This window comes from Pseudomonas sp. NPDC087598, assembly GCF_044743525.1.
Lineage (GTDB): Bacteria > Pseudomonadota > Gammaproteobacteria > Pseudomonadales > Pseudomonadaceae > Aquipseudomonas.
In genome coordinates this window covers 38,114-56,081 of the sequence record NZ_JBIUWQ010000020.1, presented here as the reverse complement: position 1 = coordinate 56,081, position 17,968 = coordinate 38,114, and the positions used below count along the sequence as shown (strand labels likewise).

Annotated in this window: 14 protein-coding genes; 7 read left to right on the top strand and 7 right to left on the bottom strand. The window is 59.4% G+C overall.

Annotated elements, in window-relative coordinates; genetic code table 11:
- Positions 1–228 precede the first annotated feature (228 nt).
- From ACIOWE_RS13450 to ACIOWE_RS13430, 5 genes are all read left to right on the top strand, one after another.
- Complete coding sequence (locus tag ACIOWE_RS13450; protein WP_401391965.1) at positions 229–1,854, top strand: amino acid adenylation domain-containing protein; 1,626 nt, start codon at positions 229–231, stop codon at positions 1,852–1,854.
- Positions 1,851–3,185, top strand: a complete 1,335-nt coding sequence (locus tag ACIOWE_RS13445) for a hypothetical protein (RefSeq protein ID WP_401391962.1) — start codon at positions 1,851–1,853, stop codon at positions 3,183–3,185. The genes ACIOWE_RS13450 and ACIOWE_RS13445 overlap by 4 nt, the downstream gene beginning before the upstream one ends.
- A 53-nt stretch (positions 3,186–3,238) precedes the next feature.
- Entirely contained in the window at positions 3,239–4,003 is a 765-nt protein-coding gene (locus ACIOWE_RS13440; protein WP_401391959.1) for an enoyl-CoA hydratase-related protein, read from the top strand.
- A 121-nt stretch (positions 4,004–4,124) separates the two neighbouring features.
- Complete coding sequence (locus ACIOWE_RS13435; protein WP_401391956.1) at positions 4,125–5,231, top strand: catalase family peroxidase; 1,107 nt, start codon at positions 4,125–4,127, stop codon at positions 5,229–5,231.
- Positions 5,228–5,773, top strand: a complete 546-nt coding sequence (locus tag ACIOWE_RS13430; RefSeq protein WP_401391953.1) for a cytochrome b — start codon at positions 5,228–5,230, stop codon at positions 5,771–5,773. Before ACIOWE_RS13435 ends, ACIOWE_RS13430 begins: the two co-directional genes overlap by 4 nt.
- Here the strand turns inward: ACIOWE_RS13430 and ACIOWE_RS13425 are convergent.
- The 3 genes from ACIOWE_RS13425 to ACIOWE_RS13415 form a co-directional block, all read right to left on the bottom strand.
- Positions 5,770–6,984 (bottom strand): MFS transporter, encoded by a 1,215-nt coding sequence (locus ACIOWE_RS13425; protein ID WP_401391950.1) that lies wholly within the window; start codon positions 6,982–6,984, stop codon positions 5,770–5,772. The genes ACIOWE_RS13430 and ACIOWE_RS13425 overlap by 4 nt on opposite strands.
- A 149-nt stretch (positions 6,985–7,133) precedes the next feature.
- Entirely contained in the window at positions 7,134–8,285 is a 1,152-nt protein-coding gene (locus ACIOWE_RS13420) for a M14-type cytosolic carboxypeptidase (RefSeq protein ID WP_401391947.1), read from the bottom strand.
- A gap of 479 nt (positions 8,286–8,764) precedes the next feature.
- Positions 8,765–9,103, bottom strand: coding sequence for a DUF6124 family protein (locus ACIOWE_RS13415; RefSeq protein ID WP_401391944.1), 339 nt, complete (start codon positions 9,101–9,103; stop codon positions 8,765–8,767).
- 129 nt (positions 9,104–9,232) lie between these two features.
- On the opposite strand from ACIOWE_RS13415, the gene ACIOWE_RS13410 reads away from it, so the two are divergent.
- The gene (locus ACIOWE_RS13410) at positions 9,233–9,892 is read left to right on the top strand and encodes a LexA family protein (RefSeq protein WP_401391941.1); all 660 of its coding nucleotides are present in this window, start codon (positions 9,233–9,235) and stop codon (positions 9,890–9,892) included.
- A gap of 40 nt (positions 9,893–9,932) precedes the next feature.
- Here ACIOWE_RS13410 and ACIOWE_RS13405 read toward each other — a convergent pair whose 3' ends face one another.
- The 4 genes from ACIOWE_RS13405 to ACIOWE_RS13390 all read right to left on the bottom strand — a co-directional run bounded on the left by ACIOWE_RS13405 (position 9,933) and on the right by ACIOWE_RS13390 (position 15,599).
- Positions 9,933–11,882 carry an acetyl/propionyl/methylcrotonyl-CoA carboxylase subunit alpha gene (locus ACIOWE_RS13405; protein ID WP_401391938.1) on the bottom strand — a complete coding sequence of 650 codons (1,950 nt, stop codon included), beginning with the start codon at positions 11,880–11,882 and terminating at the stop codon, positions 9,933–9,935.
- Entirely contained in the window at positions 11,882–12,697 is an 816-nt protein-coding gene (locus ACIOWE_RS13400) for a gamma-carboxygeranoyl-CoA hydratase (protein WP_401391935.1), read from the bottom strand. The genes ACIOWE_RS13405 and ACIOWE_RS13400 overlap by 1 nt, the downstream gene beginning before the upstream one ends.
- Before the next feature lie 117 nt (positions 12,698–12,814).
- Positions 12,815–14,422 (bottom strand): carboxyl transferase domain-containing protein, encoded by a 1,608-nt coding sequence (locus ACIOWE_RS13395; protein WP_007917238.1) that lies wholly within the window; start codon positions 14,420–14,422, stop codon positions 12,815–12,817.
- A gap of 13 nt (positions 14,423–14,435) precedes the next feature.
- Entirely contained in the window at positions 14,436–15,599 is a 1,164-nt protein-coding gene (locus tag ACIOWE_RS13390; protein ID WP_401391930.1) for an isovaleryl-CoA dehydrogenase, read from the bottom strand.
- A gap of 360 nt (positions 15,600–15,959) precedes the next feature.
- Here ACIOWE_RS13390 and ACIOWE_RS13385 point away from each other — a divergent pair, with 360 nt between their 5' ends.
- Complete coding sequence (locus ACIOWE_RS13385; RefSeq protein ID WP_401391927.1) at positions 15,960–17,657, top strand: AMP-binding protein; 1,698 nt, start codon at positions 15,960–15,962, stop codon at positions 17,655–17,657.
- The last annotated feature ends 311 nt before the right edge of the window (positions 17,658–17,968 follow it).

The window sequence follows — 17,968 nt, the reverse complement described above, 5'->3', positions numbered from 1 at the left end:
ATCGAAGGCAATACCCTGAGCCAGAAAGACAGTGTTGAGAAGGAAGACGCCCCTCAGCGAAGCTTATTCCATCCTCGGAGCTGTAAGTTTTTATCCTTCGTTTTGTAGGATGGCTCTCCGCGAGTTGTAGTCCGTGTAATGGATTTCAATTTCCCTGCTCAACCCATTTGAAAGGCGCGTTTTTCTATCGGTGCAGCCAGGGCCACCGATGACGGACGTGACCAGAAAATGGTTGAAATCAGAAAAGGGAAATTTCCAATGAATGCGTTCGCGATAACTAATCGGTCGGCACGGGGCTTCGATTCCCGGTTGAAAGTTCAGTCCAACCCATGGCAGCGCTTTGGCTGCGGCCCAACAGTCGAGCCTGACGCGACGTTGATTCATCGTGCAATCGAAGCACAAGCCGTTGCCCGGCCTCAGGCTGTCGCCGCTCGGCATCAGGGCCATTCCATCACCTACGGCGAACTGAACCGCCAGGCTAATCGACTCGCCGCAGTGTTGCTCAAACAAGGTGTGTTACCGGGCGACCATTTGGCACTGTTCGTCGAAAGGTCGATTCCGATGCTGGTGGGCATGCTGGCCACGCTGAAAGTCGGGGCCGCCTATATTCCGCAGCATGTGGGTATTACCCCCGCTGCGCAATTGCGCCACATCATGGACGTCGCCCGGGTGCGGGTAGTCCTGACTCTATCCGAACTGGCGCCGGCGATTCCGCTGGCCACGGCACAACACTGCATCCACCTGGATGAATTCATCCGTGTCGCCAGTGTGGCCGCAGACGAAACGAATACCTTTGGCGCAACATCATCAGCTGACTCACTGTGTTTTGTATTGTTTACGTCGGGCACCACCGGACTGCCCAACGGCGTACGTGTGACTCAGCGCAACGTCTGCAACATTCTGCTGACCGAGCCCGGCAATCTCGGCATGCGACCGGGGTTGAAAGTCGGACAGATCCTCAACATCGCGTTCGATATGGCGGCCTGGGAAGTGCTGGGGTGTCTGGCCCATGGTGCGACGCTTATGATCCGAGGCAAGGACATCGCGCAGACCGCTGAACAGTGTGACGTGTTAATCGCGACTCCGTCGATTCTTGCCACGCTTGACCCCGCTCGTTGTGGCCAAGTGAAGGTGGTCGCTTTGGCGGGTGAGCCTTGCCCACAGCCGTTGGCGGATCGCTGGGCAGCGATTTGCACGTTTTACAATGCGTGTGGGCCGACTGAAACCACGATCGTCAATACCATGCAGCACTATCGGGGCTCGGGAGCACTGACGATTGGCAAGCCAACGCCCAACAACACAGTGTATGTGCTCGATGAAGCAGGGCAACTTTGCGGGCCGGGTGAGCAGGGCGAGATGTGGGCGGGCGGCGATTGCGTGACGGCGGGTTATCTGGGCAATGCTCAACTGACCCGTGAGCGTTATCGGCCCGACCCATTTCTGGGCGAGGGGCGCGTGATGTTCCGGACCCGCGATCTGGGGCGCTGGACGGCAGACGGTGAGCTTGAGCACCTGGGGCGTGTCGATGATCAGGTAAAGGTCAGGGGCTTTCGGGTTGAGCTCGACTCGGTGTCTGCGGCCTTGGAGTCTGCGGCGAACTGTGAGCGCGCGGTCACACTGAAGCTCGATAATCGTCATCTGGTAGCCTTCGTCTATCCCGCCACAACTGACGTCGATGCGGCGCGAGTCTGCTGTGAAGCACGGCTTGCCTACTATTGTGTGCCCTCGCTGATTCTCGCTGTGGATCAGATTCCGCTCACGTCCCGGGGCAAAATCGACAAGCGATTACTGCTCGAGTGGGCTGTGGCGCATCAAACGTCAAATACGGGCGTCGATGCTCAGGTGAAGGCATGAACGGGCCTGATTTGAACATCGTTTTACCTGCTCGACGGGTGCTCTGGCGGCGCCTGGGAACGCTGCCGATGTTCTCGCATTACAATCGTCTGGTTGTGCTGGTGCTGGCCTGCAACATCGCCGCGCTGGTTTACGGTATCAAGGTCGGGCAATGGTGGTCGATCGCCGGTGCGGATTTGCAGACGCTGTCCGGGCTGGTGGTTGCTAACCTGTCGCTGGCCATACTGATTCGTCAGCAGTACCTCATCAATCTGTTGTTCTGGCTGGCTACCCGGGCGCCCACCAGCTGGCCGCTGGCGATTCGGCGAACGCTGGCCAAGGTCTACCACTTCGGCGGGCTGCACAGCGGTGGGGCGATGGCTGCGATTGCGTGGTTTGCGTTGTTGTTCGGTTCGATGCTCTGGCAGCGGTTCCAGGGTCCGGGCGGTGTTTCACTGACCTTGATTGGATTGAGTGGCGGGCTGCTAGGGTTAATGTTGTTGGTGGCAATTATGGCCATGCCGGCAATTCGCGGGCGATTCCACAATGCATTCGAACGAACTCACCGTTTTGCCGGATGGGCTGCACTTGCGATGTTCTGGGCGATGACGCTGGTGTCTGCCCGAGAGCAGAATCCGACGGTTGCGATGATGGACGTTCTTTCTGCGTCTGCCTCGTTCTGGGTGTTGCTGCTGGTGACGTTCAGCATCGCGTTGCCCTGGCTGCATTTGCGAAAAGTGCCTGTCAGTCTCGTTCGGCCTTCGTCACATGCAGTGATTGCCCACTTCAATCACCACACACCGTTTGCCGGGTCCGCGACGGCCATCAGCCGTAGTCCGCTGTGGGAATGGCATTCCTTCGCCAATATTCCTGCGCCAGGGCAGGACGGTTTCCGATTGATTATTTCCCGTGCCGGCGACTGGACCGGTGCTTTTATCGAGCAGGCGCCAACGCATGTTTGGGTCAAGGGCATTACCACCGCAGGCGTGGCGCACATTGAAACGCTGTTCAAATCGGTGGTGTATATCGCCACCGGCAGCGGTATCGGACCGGTGCTGCCACATTTATTGGCCAGACAAGTGCCTATACGCTTGATCTGGTCGACTCGCAGTCCGAGAGCCACCTACGGCGATCCGCTGGTGGACGAAATCCTCAAGGCCCAGCCTGACGCCCTGATCTGGGACACGGACGTGCGGGGAAAACCCGATCTGGTGACTCTGGCCTATACCGCCGTACAGTCGTTCGGCGCTGAAGCGGTTATTTGCATCTCCAATCAGACATTGACTGAGCGCGTGGTCGAGGAAATGGAAGCTCGGGGCATACCGGCCTACGGCGCTATCTGGGACTCCTGACAAGGCTGCGAAGTTTTTTCTGGCAGACACTTTATTCAAAGGATGAGATGAACATGAATCTACTGATTGAACGACTGGGCCGGGTTGTGCTGATCCGGCTGAATCGCCCGCAAGCCCGAAATGCCCTGAGTGCGCAGATGATGCAGGAGCTGTTGGATACTCTTCGTGGGCTGGATGCTGATCCGGATGTGGGTTGTTTCGTGATTACCGGTACGAAGGAGTACTTTGCTGCGGGCGCCGATATCAAGGAAATGTACGCGAAATCCTGCGTGGAAATGATCCAGGAAGATTACTTTGCCGGATGGGATGCTTTCACCGGATTTCGGACGCCGAAGGTGGCAGCCGTCGCGGGTTTTGCCTATGGCGGTGGCTGTGAGTTGGCGATGATGTGTGATGTGATCATCGCGGCTGAATCTGCGAAGTTTGCGTTGCCGGAAATTACTCTGGGTGTAATGCCGGGCATGGGCGGAACTCAACGGTTGACGCGCGCAATAGGTCGGGCAAAAGCCATGGACATGATTCTCACCGGACGTTCTATCAACGCCAGGGAGGCCGAACAGGCGGGATTGGTGTCGCGTGTAACGGCCACCGATCAATTGCTCGAACAGGCACTGGCGGTTGCGCAGCGGATTGCCGGATTTTCAGGCGCGGCGACGATGGCTGCCCGCGAAGCAGTAGATCGTGCGCAGGAATCAACACTGCGCGAAGGCATATTGTTTGAGCGTCGGGTATTTCATGGCTTGTTTGCCACCCCCGGGCAGAAAGAGGGGATGCAGGCGTTTCTGGAGAAGCGTGAACCCCGATTCGAGCATATTTAAATTACTCAAACGCAGCATCACACGTAGTGCGGTGAAAGAAACTACAGTTCAAAGGGAATAAACCTACGAGGCGTGCGTCTCATAGCACCTTTCCCTATGGCCATTGGCCCTGGAGTCTTTCATGGTTGATCGCATCTCACCCGATATCAAGAGGCCCGGCGGGCCGCAACGCCCGCCATTGAGTGCGGCGAGCCTGATACTGCGTCTGGGCGGCATTGCCGTGGTGGTCGCTGCCGTGGCCGGGGCATTTGCCTACGTTCACGGTAACTTTGACCCACAGCGTCTGACGCCCAAGGCGCTGGTCGATGTGCTGGAAAAGAACAACGGCGTGCACCCGGGATTCCGTCGTAATCACGCCAAAGGCGTGTGCGTGATCGGGCATTTCGAGAGCAGTGGCGAGGCGCGAGTGTTCTCCACCGCGCAGGTGTTCAATGAGCCGCGTACTCCGGTGGTCGGGCGTTTCGCGCTGCCGGCGGGCAACCCTTATGCGCCGGACAGCAGCGTGCCGATCCGCAGTCTGGCGCTGCGATTTACCCAGGCCAATGGTCAGCAATGGCGCACCGGGATGAACAGCATGCCGGTGTTCCCGGTGGGCACGCCTGAGGCGTTCTATCAATTGCAGCAGGCGCAGTCGCCGGACCCGGCCACCGGTAAACCGGATCAAGCCAAGGTGCCGGCATTCTTCGCCTCGCACCCGGAAGCGGTGCCGTTTCTGACGTGGGTCAAGACCGCCAAGCCGTCGGCCAGTTATGCCACCGAAACCTATAACAGCATCAACGCGTTCTATCTGGTGGACGCCAGCGGCAAGAAGCAGGCAGTGCGCTGGAGCATGACGCCGTTGGCGCAAGACGCTGCCGGCGCCAGTGCACCTGAGGGCGCCGACTTTCTGGAAAAAGACCTGGTGCAACGCTTGGCTGCTGCGCCGCTGCGTTTTCAGCTTAACATCACCCTGGCGAATGCCGATGACCCGGTCAACGACGCCAGCAAAACCTGGCCCGCCGGGCGCAAGGTATTGAACGCCGGCACGTTGGTGCTGGAAAAGACCCAGCCGCAACTCAGTGGCGAGTGCCGCGACATCAACTACGACCCGTTGGTGCTGCCAGCCGGGATTCAAGGTAGCGACGACCCGTTACTCGCCGCACGCTCGGCCGGTTACGCCGATTCCTATCTGCGCCGCACCAGCGAAGTCAGCCAGTTGCCCGCCGCCAAACAGGAGGCTCGTCAATGAGCACTCAACCGACTCATTTCGCTCTACTGGCGCGGGTGCTGCACTGGCTGATGGCGCTGATGATCATCGCCATGCTGTTTATCGGTGCCGGAATGGTCACCTCGGTGTCAGAACGGCATGAATGGCTGATCCATCTGCACAAGCCGTTGGGGATTGCGATTCTCGCGCTGGTGATCGTGCGCCTGCTGGTGCGTTTCTTGACTCGCCAGCCACCGCTGCCGGCGGACCTGCCGGACTGGCAGGTGCTGGCCGCCAAGGCTTCGCACGTCTTGCTGTATGCGCTGATGCTGGTGCTGCCGCTGCTCGGCTGGGCGATGATCAGTGCTTCAGGCGAGCCCGTCATGCTCAGCAGTTCGTTGCAGTTGCCGTCGATTGTGCCGGCGGATGCGCAGCTGTTTGCGTTGCTGCGCAAGGCGCACGGGTATCTGGCCTACCTGTTGTTCCTGACGGTGCTGCTGCATTTGGCGGCGGCGCTGTTTCATGGCTGGGTGCGCCGCGACGAAGTGCTCGACAGCATGTTGCGCGGGCGCGATCGCGATTAATACCGGGCCTCTGTGGTTGGGGAGCAAGCTCCCTCGCCACAAGGTTGTGGTGCCAGGGTTTTCCACCAGTAGAGGAGGGCGACGGTGTTTATTGCGGCGCCGAGCAGGCACACGCCGGTCCAGCCGGCCCACGCATACATGGCGGTCGAACCGATCGAGCCCAGCGCGCTACCGATCGAATAGAACAGCATGTAACCGGCGGTGAGGCGGCTTTGTGCTTCGGGTCGCACGCTGTAGATCATGCTCTGGCTGGTGACATGCACGGCTTGCAGACCCAGGTCCAGGGTGATCACGCCGAGCAACAACGCCCATAACGAAGACTGGGTGAGGGCGATCGGCAGCCACGAGCCGAGCATCAGTAACAACGAAAGTCCGCTGACCCATTGGCCCAGACCGCGATCAGCCAGGTGTCCGGCACGCGCAGCAGCCAGTGCACCTGCTGCACCGGCCAGTCCGAACAATCCGATTTCGCTGTGGGAAAGCGACAGCGGCGGGGCGGCCAAAGGCAACACCATCGGTGTCCACAGCACCATGGCGCTGGCGAACGTCAGCAGGGCGAGCAGCGCTCGTTGGCGCAGGACGGGCTCTTCCTTGAACAGGACGAATACCGAGGCGATCAATGCGCGGTAGGTCGATGCAGGTTGTGGTTCTTCATCCTTGGGCAATACGCGAAGCAGCAGCAACGCCATCAATAACGTCAGGCCCGCCGACAGCCAATAGATTGCGCGCCATCCGGCCAGATCAGCCATTGCTCCTGCGACAGTCCGCGCCAGCAAGATGCCGACGACGATGCCGCTGGTGACCACACCCACCACTCGGCCACGTTGTGCCGGGATCGCCAGAGTCGCGGCATAGGCCACCAGCACTTGCGTGACCACGGCAAGCAAACCGGTCAGCGTCATGCCCAGCAGCAGCCACACACTGTTGGGCGCCAAAGCAATCATCAGCAACGCGCAGGCTGAAAGCAGTGTTTGCGTGACGATCAATCGCCGTCGGTTAAGCAGATCGCCGAGCGGCACCAGCAGCACCAATCCAACGCCGTATCCCACCTGCGTCAGGGTAATAACGATGCCAATGGTCGCCGGCGACAGGGCGAATGCGTCGGCCATGGCATCCAGCAGTGGCTGGGCGTAATACACATTGCCCACGGCCAAGCCGCAGGCAACGGCGAAGAGCAGCACTACGCGGCTACTGAGTGATTGAGGTTTCATACCCGGATCCTTTTCAGGTTTCAAATTGAAACCAGGATCACGGTAGGTACTTTGGTTTTATTTTGCAACCTGATTGATCGAATCTGTGGGCCACACAAAGCAAAAGATCGCAGACAAGCTGCGATCTTTTGTAGATACCGGGGGAGGGATCAGCGCAGGGTATCGACCATATCGGCGATCGTGGTCAGCACGTCCTTGCCCAGCTGTTTCGAGCGTTTGCCCGACCAGCCGGTTTCCGGGTTTGGCGCGTCGTCGTGATCCTTGAAGGGCATTTCCAGGGTCAGCGACAGGCAGTCGTACTTCTGGCCGACGCTGTTGCACGCCAGGGTCATGTTGGCCTGGCCCGGTTCGTCGCGGGTGTAGCCGTACTTGGTCTGAAAGTCCTTGGTGGTGTGTTTCAGGTGGCTGCGGAAATGCTCCTCGAGTTTCTCGATCCGTGGCGTGTAACCCGGATTGCCTTCGCAACCTGCGGTGAATACGTGAGGGATTTCTTCATCGCCGTGTACATCCAGGAACAGATCGACGCCGTACTTTTCCATCTGCTGCTGGACAAAAAGTACCTCGGGGCTGACTTCCTGGCTGGCATTCTGCCAAGCGCGGTTCAGGTCCTGGCCCATCGCATTGGTGCGCAGATGGCCATGGAAAGCGCCGTCCGGGTTCATGTTCGGCACCAGGTACAGGTCGGCGCTGGCGAGCAGTTTGTTCAGTACCGGATCTTCGTGTTTTTCCAGACGCTCGATCACGCCTTCCATGAACCATTCGGCCATGTGCTCGCCCGGATGCTGTTGGGCGATGATCCAGACTTTGCGCTGGCATTCGGCGCCGCTGCCTTTGCGCAGCAGTTGAATGTCGCGGCCCTCGACGCTTTTGCCGGTCGCCAGCAACTCGGTGCCGGCCTTGGTCAGCGCCTGCTCGATCAGCCAGTCGTGACGGCCGCGGCTGTAGGGTTCGAAGTAGGCGAACCAGGCGTGAGTCTGCTCGGCTTCGAGGCAGAAACGCAGGCTGTCGCCTTCGAATTGGGTCGGAATGCGGAACCAGTTGACGTGATCGTACGAAGCAACCGCCTGATAGCCGGTCCAGGCTTTGTTATAGGAGGACTGGCTGGCGTTGACCAGGCGAAACCAGTGTTCCTGATGCACATGCAGGCCGCTGGCCTTGAAGTGGAACCACTGGAAATGCGCGCTGCGGGTGTCTGGACGGATGGCCAGAACCGGGTTGAGCGGATTGCTGATGTCGATGACTTGGATGTTGCCGCTGTCGAAGTTGGCGCTGATGTCGAACGAAGATTTGGCCACGGTCATAATCGGTTCCTGAATATGATTTTTATGGCGGCTACTTTACACGCAAGACAGAGGTGAAACCGAGGGAAATTGCGGGGTGTGGCGGGGGGCGTCCTCCATGACGCGGATGCAGCTTAGAGGCTGTGCGATTGATTCTCAAGTGCTAATTGTCATTAGTTTGGCCCAATGTGGCCGGGCTTGGCTTGCCAACCGATATTCTTTTGATATTATCCGCGCCATCGAATTTGCAGCACCTGAAGACTTCATTAGCCTGAAGCCATAAGCCCGAAAAACGGGCAAAAAAAGACCCGGCAAAAAGCCGGGTCAAAAACCGTGATTAGCCTGATGAGGAGATAGTCCAGAAGACCGACCTAAGGTCTCTGGTCCATCGACTGATCTCGCGACCAGTTGCCTGCAATAATAATCATTATCATTTGCAAGTCAAATGTTTTTATCTGCGCGATTGGAAAATTCTTTCCTGTCCGTTCGAAATCCGTTATTCAGACTTCATCGCCATCGAGCGAATGGTCGACCATTGCCCGCGCCATATCCACCATGTGCACCACTGAAAAGGCCAGGTCGCGGCTCGCGCCTTGCAGGTTCTCTGCGGCCTTGAATGCGGTCGCCGCCGCACAACGCAACAGATCCGAGGCGTGCACCAACGCCTCTTCGCCACTGAGATGACGTCTGACGTCGAAAAAACGCTCATCGACCTCGGGTTCTGACACAGCAGGTTTCAAGTAATAGTCGAGGGCACGCTGCGCCGCGGCGTTGCCTTGTGGCGAGGTGAACGTGGTGTCCATTTGCAGATCGGGCAAGTCTTTGCTGCTGATATTCATGATCGGGGCCACTCCTTGTTCGATTGAAAATCCGTGGCTTCAGAATAGTACGATGCGTAGTTGTGACTAGGATTTAAATACTACAATATGTGTTTTGCTGGCCGAAGGCGTCCGCGTAAGGTGCCGGATATGGATAAATGGATTGAGTTGGTCAAGGCCAAGATGAGTGAACTCAAAATCACTCAAACAGAGCTCGGAGAGCGCGTCGGCATGTCCCAGGGCGGGATCGGCCATTGGCTGAACAAACGCCGGGAGCCGGGTATCACGCAAATGAATCGCGTGCTGCAAGCACTCGGGATGGACTTTCTCGAAGTGGTGCTGTTGATTCGCGAACCGCAAGTCACGCCGGACGATGACATGCCGCTGGCGCAGAAGTACAACCCGTACTTCCGCTACCCGGTCAGCGATTGGCGGACGCCGTGCGAAGTGCGCGAAGACGGTCAGCCTGCCTATGTTGTTGCGACGGACAAGCAGGTTTTCCAACTGACGGACTACCATGCCCGTGGGGCGGCGTTCTGGCTGACGGTGGCCGGGAACTCGATGACCGCACCCAGCGGCCCGAGCATTGCCGAAGGCATGTTGATTCTGGTGGATCCGGAGGTGGAAGCGGTGCCCGGAAAACTGGTGATCGCCCAGTGGGCCGACAGCGAAGAAGCGATCTTCCGCAAGCTGGACGAAGAGGGCGGCCAGCGTTACCTGATACCGCTCAATCCGACCTGGCCGAAAGCCCTGTTTACCGATGACTGTCGAATCATCGGCGTAGTGGTTCAGGCAACGGCGCGTTTCTAGTCAGATCGATCCTCGCCAGGCGTAGGATCGATCCCCGCATTTACACTTCTTCCAATTCAACCAGAGCGCTGCCTTCGCCGACCATTTCACCTTCCTGGCAGTACAGCGCTTTGATCACCCCGGCATGCGGCGCGCGGATACTGTGTTCCATCTTCATGGCTTCCAGCACCACCAGTTGCGCACCGGCCTCGACAGACTGCCCGGCTTCGACCAGAACACGCACGATGCTGCCGTTCATGGGCGCAGTCAGGCCACCCTGATGACTATGGCTGGCTTCGACAGCGCTGATCGGGTCATAGGCCTGAATGCGCCGCAGCTCGCCTTCCCATTGCAGAAACAGCGAATCGCCCTGGCGAATCGCGCGCAAGGAACGACGCACGCCGTCGTGCTCGACAACCAAGGCTTCACCGGAAAGTTTCGCGTCGTTACTGGCGCCCAACGTCAGCGCTCGGTCCTGGCCTTCGCAACTCAAATGCACAGTGATTTCCTGCGGCAGACCTGCACGCAAACCGCTGTTCAATGCCCATGGCGAACTCGGGTCATCCTTGCGTGCAAGCGCCGGCAGGCTCTGCGTGAACGCCCGCGCTGCGGCATTCCAGAACGCGTCACTCAACTCGCCCGGAGCCGGCAACAGTTGCTCCTGGTAACGCGGAATAAACCCGGTATCCAGTTCCGCCGCGGCAAACGCAGGATGAGCAATGATCCGGCGCAGAAAATTGATGTTGGTTTTCAGCCCGCCAATCGCGAATTCATCGAGCATGCTCAACAGTCGCAGGCGCGCCTGTTCACGATCCTCGCCCCAGGCAATCAACTTGCCGAGCATCGGGTCGTAGAACGGCGAAATCTCGTCACCTTCTTCAACGCCGCTATCAACCCGACGTCCCGGACCCTCAGTCGATTCGCGATACAACTCCAGACGCCCGGTAGCCGGCAGGAAATCGTTCGAAGGGTCTTCGGCATACAAGCGGACCTCAATCGCATGGCCGTTGAGCGGTACTTGCGCCTGGGTGATTGGCAGCGCTTCGCCACGGGCAACGCGAATCTGCCACGCCACCAGATCCAGTCCGGTGATGGCTTCGGTCACCGGATGCTCGACTTGCAGTCGCGTGTTCATCTCCATGAAGAAGAACTCGCCGCGTGCATCCAGCAGGAACTCCACGGTGCCGGCGCCGACATAACCGATCGCCTGCGCCGAACGCACTGCCGCCTCACCCATGGCGCGCCGCAGTTCCGGTGTCAGGCCCGGTGCCGGTGCTTCCTCGACGACTTTCTGGTGGCGGCGCTGAATCGAGCAGTCACGCTCGTTGAGGTAAAGACAATTGCCATGCTGGTCGGCAAACACCTGGATTTCCACATGACGTGGCTTGAGCAGGTATTTCTCCACCAGCATCCGCGAATCGCCGAACGACGACTGCGCCTCACGCTGAGCCGAGGCGAGGGCTTCGGCCAGTTGGCTGACGTCCTCGACGACTTTCATGCCCTTGCCGCCGCCACCGGCAGTGGCCTTGAGCAACACTGGATAACCAATCCGCTCACAGGCATCACGGAAGGTATCCAGGTCCTGGGCTTCGCCGTGATAACCCGGCACCAGCGGCACGCCGGCCGTTTCCATCAACGCCTTGGCCGCGGATTTGCTACCCATGGCGTCGATGGCCGAGGCGGGCGGGCCGAGGAAAATCAGCCCCGCCGCTTCGATGGCGCGAGCAAACCCGGCGTTCTCGGAGAGAAAGCCATATCCCGGATGGATGGCCTGCGCGCCGCTGGCCTTGGCCGCCGCGATCAGTTTGTCGATTTGCAGATAACTGTCGGACGCTTTACTGCCGCCAAGGTCGACGCGGATATCCGCTTCACGGCTGTGCCGCGCGTCGCGGTCGGTGGCGCTGTGCACGGCGACGGTGGTCAGGCCCAGCGCCTTGGCGGTGCGCATCACGCGGCAAGCGATTTCGCCACGGTTGGCCACCAGCAGGGTGGTGAGAACAGGTGCGCTCATCAACGCGGCTCCTTGGTGGTGGTTGCGGCTTGCCAGTTCGGCGGACGTTTTTGCAGAAAGGCGCGCAAGCCTTCCTGGCCTTCGGCGCTGACGCGGATGCGCGCGATGGCGTTTTCGGTATAGCGACGCAACGCCGGGGTCAGCGCGCCATTGCCGACTTCACGCAGCAAGTCTTTGCTGGCGCGCATTGCAGCAGGGCTGTTGAGCAGCAGGTTGTCGATCCATTGCTCAACGTGTTGCTCAAGTTCTGCGGCTGGATAGCTTTCTGACAACAAACCGATTTCCCGAGCGCGCTGGCCGCCGAAACGTTCGGCTGTCAGCGCATAGCGACGTGCGGCGCGTTCGCCGATGGCCTGCACCACGAACGGGCTGATTACTGCGGGTGCCAAACCGATGCGTACTTCCGACAGGCAGAACTGCGCGTCATCGGCGCCAATGGCCATGTCGCAGCAGCTGATCAGGCCCAGTGCACCACCGAATGCCGCGCCTTGCACCACCGCCAGGGTCGGGATTTTCAGCTTGGCGAGGTTGTACATCAGCTCGGCCAGTTCGCGGGCGTCGTCGAGGTTGGTGTGGTAATCGAGTTCGGCCGATTGCTGCATCCAGGCCAGGTCGGCGCCAGCGCTGAAATGTTTACCGCGCCCGCGCACCAGCAGGAAACGCAGGCTGGCGTCGCTGGCTACCTTGTCGAGGGCGAGGATCAACTCGCGGATCATCTCGGCGTTGAACGCGTTGTTCTTTTCTGCGCGGTTGAGCCACAGGGTGGCGAAACCCCGCGGGTCGGTTTGCAGTTCAAGGGTGTTGAAGTCGCTCATATTCATCCGTCTCCACGGTTTCTGTGGGAGCGAGCCTGCTCGCGAAGAACGATTACGCGGTCGTGCCGATAACCGCGCTGAAGCCTTCGCGAGCAGGCTCGCTCCCACAAAAAAGCATCACATCCGGAACACGCCGAAGCGGCTCGGTTCGATTGGCGCGTTCAGCGACGCGGACAAGGCCAGGGCCAGCACATCGCGGGTCTGCGCCGGGTCGATGACCCCGTCGTCCCACAACCGTGCGCTGGAATAGTAGGGGTGGCCCTGTTCTTCGTACTGGTCGAGGATCGGCTGTTTGATTTCGGCTTCCTGTTCCGCACTGAAGCCTTGGCCGCTGCGTTCGGCTTGTTCGCGCTTGACCTGCACCAGCACGCCCGCTGCCTGTTCAGCGCCCATTACGCCGATCCGCGCGTTCGGCCACATCCACAGGAAACGCGGATCGTAAGCGCGACCGCACATGCCGTAGTTACCGGCGCCGAAGCTGCCGCCGATGATCACAGTGAATTTTGGCACCTTGGCGCACGCCACTGCCGTCACCAGTTTCGCGCCGTGCTTGGCGATGCCGCCGGCCTCGTATTTCTGCCCGACCATGAAACCGGTGATGTTCTGCAAGAACAGCAGCGGGATGCCACGCTGGCAGGCCAGTTCGATGAAGTGCGCACCTTTCTGCGCGGCTTCGGCGAAGAGGATGCCGTTGTTGGCGAGGATCGCAATCGGATAGCCGTGCAGATGCGCAAAACCGCACACCAGTGTCGTGCCGAACAGTGCCTTGAATTCATCGAACACCGAACCGTCGACCAGCCGCGCGATCACTTCGCGCACATCGAACGGTTGCTTGGCGTCGGCGGAAACCACGCCGTACAACTCGTCGCTGGCGTACAACGGCGCAATTGGCGTGCGCTGTTGCACTTCGCCGAGCTTGCGCCAGTTGAGGTTGGCAACGCTGCGGCGGGCTAGGGCGAGGGCGTGTTCATCGCTCTCGGCGTAATGGTCGGCCACACCGGAAATCTTGCAGTGCACATCGGCGCCGCCAAGGTCCTCGGCGCTGACCACCTCCCCGGTCGCGGCTTTCACCAGCGGCGGGCCGGCGAGGAAAATGGTCGCCTGATTGCGCACCATGATGGCTTCGTCGGCCATCGCCGGCACGTATGCGCCGCCCGCGGTGCACGAGCCCATGACCACGGCGATCTGCGGGATGCCCATGGCGCTCATGTTGGCCTGGTTGAAAAAGATCCGGCCGAAATGCTCGCGATCCGGGAACACTTCGTCCTGACGCGGCAGGTTGGCGCCACCCGAATCCACCAGATAGATGCACGGCAGACGATTTTGCTGTGCGATGGTCTGCGCGCGCAGGTGTTTCTTCACGGTCAGCGGGTAGTACGAGCCACCTTTTACCGTCGCGTCATTGGCGACGATCATGCATTCGACGCCTTCAACCCGGCCGATCCCGGCAATCACGCCAGCGGCGGGCACGTCCTCGCCATACACGGCGTGCGCGGCCAACTGACTGATTTCCAGAAACGGCGAGCCCGGATCGAGCAAGCGGTTGATGCGCTCACGCGGCAGCAGTTTGCCCCGCGAGGTGTGGCGCTCCTGAGCCTTGGCGCCGCCACCCTGCGCCACTTGGGCGAGCAGGGTATGCAAGGCGTCGACTTGCTTGAGCATTGCCGCGCTGTTGGCGGCGAACTCCGCTGAACGAGGATTGAGCTGAGTGTGCAGGGTAGCCATGGCCAGCTCCGTTTTAGCGGGTTTCGTTGAACAGTTCGCGACCGATCAGCATGCGACGAATCTCACTGGTGCCGGCGCCGATTTCGTACAGCTTGGCGTCACGCAACAGGCGCCCGGCCGGGAACTCGTTGATGTAGCCATTGCCACCAAGAATCTGGATCGCGTCGAGGGCCATTTGCGTGGCGCGTTCGGCGGTGTAGAGGATCACCCCGGCGGCGTCCTTGCGCGTGGTTTCGCCACGCTCGCAGGCCTGTGCAACCGCATAGAGGTAAGCGCGACTGGCGTTGAGTTGGGTGTACATGTCGGCGACTTTGCCCTGGATCAGCTGGAATTCGCCGATGCTTTGGCCGAACTGCTTGCGGTCGTGGATGTACGGCACGATCAGGTCCATGCACGACTGCATGATCCCGGTTGGGCCACCGGAGAGAACCACGCGCTCGTAGTCGAGGCCGCTCATCAAGACTTTCACGCCGCCGTTGAGCACGCCGAGAATGTTCTCTTCCGGCACTTCAACGTCATCGAAAAACAGTTCGCAAGTGTTGGAGCCGCGCATACCGAGCTTGTCGAACTTATTGCTGCGGCTGAAACCTTTCCAGTCGCGCTCGACGATGAATGCGGTGATGCCGTGCGGGCCTTTTTCCAGGTCAGTCTTGGCGTAGATCACGTAGGTGTTGGCGTCGGGACCGTTGGTGATCCAGGTCTTGCTGCCATTGAGGACGAAGCGGTCGCCGCGTTTGTCGGCGCGCAGTTTCATCGAAACCACGTCGGAGCCAGCGTTCGGCTCGCTCATCGCGAGGGCGCCGACGTGTTCGCCGCTGATCAGCTTCGGCAGGTATTTGGTTTTCTGTTCGTGGTTGCTGTTGCGGTTGATCTGGTTGACGCAGAGATTGGAGTGCGCGCCGTAGGACAACGCCACCGAAGCCGAGCCACGGCTGATTTCTTCCATCGCCACGACGTGCGCCAGGTAACCCAGGCCAGCACCGCCGTACTCTTCCGGCACGGTGATGCCGAGCAGGCCCATGTCTCCGAATTTGCGCCACATGTCGGCGGGGAACAGGTTGTCACTGTCGATCTGCGCCGCACGCGGAGCGATCTCTTTAGCGACGAAGGACTGAACCTGATCGCGCAGCATGTCGATGGTTTCACCGAGGGCAAAGTTCAGGGATGGATAGCTCATGAGGCACCTTTTGGCTTTTTTGTAGGGTGGGGAGAGTGGCGTTTCAGTTCTCACCTTTACGTTAACGTAAGCCTGTGACGAATGGCTGTCAATCATCCTTTACGTTAACGTCAACTTGAGCGAGAGTATGGGCAGTTCAAGATTGAAAGCGGATCGCTTTTTTGTGGGTACGAGCTTTTGTGGCGAGGGGATTTATCCCCGCTCGGCTGCGAAGCAGTCGTGAAATCTGTAAATCTGATTTGTCTGGAGTTATGCAGGGGGCGGCTTCGCCACCCAACGGGGATAAATCCCCTCGCCACAGTTGGCTCCCACAAAAAGTGTAAACCGGTAAACCCACTAATAAAGACAATAGGGGTCGTCATGGATCAACCCAGTGCAAACCCGCAGCGCAGCTATAGCCGCGGTTCTCAGGACAAAGCCTTGCTGGCGATGACCATCGGGCAGAAGTTCGACCAGACCGTCATGCAGTACGCCGACGGCGAGGCGCTCGTGGTGCGCCATCAGCAGTTGCGCTACTCGTGGCGACAACTGGCCGATGCAGTGGATGTGCATGCCAGAGCCTTGCTCGCATTGGGTTTGCAGGCTGGCGACCGGCTCGGCATCTGGGCACCGAATTGCGCGCAGTGGTGCATCACGCAAATCGCCACCGCAAAGATCGGTGTGATCCTGGTCAACATCAATCCGGCTTACCGCAGTTCCGAACTGGAATATGTGCTCAAACAATCCGGCTGTCAGTGGCTGGTCTGCGCGGGGGCGTTCAAGTCGTCCAACTATCACGGCATGTTGCAGGGCCTGGTGCCGGAGCTGGCCGAGCACGCCATTGGCCAGTTGCGCAGTGAGCGTCTGCCGGACCTGCGCGGCGTGATCAGCCTGGATGCGCAGCCGCCATCAGGTTTCCTGCCGTGGTCGCAACTCGCCGGTCTGGCCGTCAGTGTCTCTGCAGAACAGTTGCGTGAACGCAGCGACAGCCTGCACTTCGATCAACCGGTGAACATCCAGTACACCTCCGGCACGACCGGTTTCCCCAAGGGCGCGACCCTCAGTCACTACAACATTCTCAACAACGGTTACATGGTCGGTGAAAGCATCGGCCTGACCCCGACTGATCGCCTGGTGATCCCGGTGCCGCTGTATCACTGCTTCGGCATGGTCATGGGCAACCTCGGTTGTATTACCCACGGCAGCACGATGATTTACCCCAACGATGCTTTCGATCCGTTGCAGACCCTGCAAACCGTCGCCGAGGAGAAGGCCACCGGGCTGTATGGCGTGCCGACCATGTTCATCGCCATGCTCGATCAGCCGCAACGCAGCGAATTCGATCTGTCGAGCCTGCGCACCGGGATCATGGCTGGCGCGACCTGCCCGATCGAAGTGATGCGCCGGGTCATCAGCGAAATGCACATGAGCGAAGTACAGATTGCTTACGGCATGACTGAAACCAGTCCGGTTTCGCTGCAGACCGGCCCGAATGACGAGCTTGAACTGCGCGTCACCACCGTTGGCCGCACTCAGCCGCAACTGGAAAGCAAGATCATCGACGAAGCCGGCAACCTGTTGCCACGCGGTACCATCGGCGAGTTGTGCACTCGCGGTTACAGCGTGATGCTCGGTTATTGGAACAATCCGCAGGCGACCGCCGAGGCTATCGATGAGGCTGGCTGGATGCACACCGGCGACCTGGCGAGCATGAACGACGAGGGTTACGTCTGCATCGCCGGGCGTAACAAAGACATGATCATCCGTGGCGGCGAAAACATTTACCCGCGCGAACTGGAAGAGTTCTTCTTCACTCACCCGGCGGTGGCGGATGTGCAGGTGATCGGCATTCCGTGTTCGCGTTACGGTGAAGAGATTGTCGCCTGGATCAAATTTCACCCCGGCCACAACGCTTCCGAGCTGGAGCTGCAAACCTGGTGCAAGGAGCGCATCGCGCACTTCAAGACGCCACGGCACTTCAAGTTCGTCGAAGAGTTTCCGATGACGGTGACGGGCAAGATTCAGAAATTCCGGATGCGTGAAATAAGCATTGAAGAGTTACGCGAAAAGCACGCCTGACGAAGATCAAATGTAGGAGTGAGCCTGCTCGCGAAAGCGTCATGTCAGTCGATGCAAATATTGACTGATACACCGCTATCGCGAGCAGGCTCACTCCTACAAGGGAACTGTGGTGGAAAGAGGAATCACAGAAAGCACAAAGGGGAGCCGAGGCTCCCCTTTAATTTTGTCGTCGCGTGCTCTTTTTTATTATTGAGGGTCGGTCTGTTGTTGTTTTTGGTAACCGTGGCCCTTTACCGCTGTTTTTGGCGACCCCCATCCGGGGTCAAGAGCAAACGTATTTTTTTGAGCGCTGATCTGCTTTCTCGTTA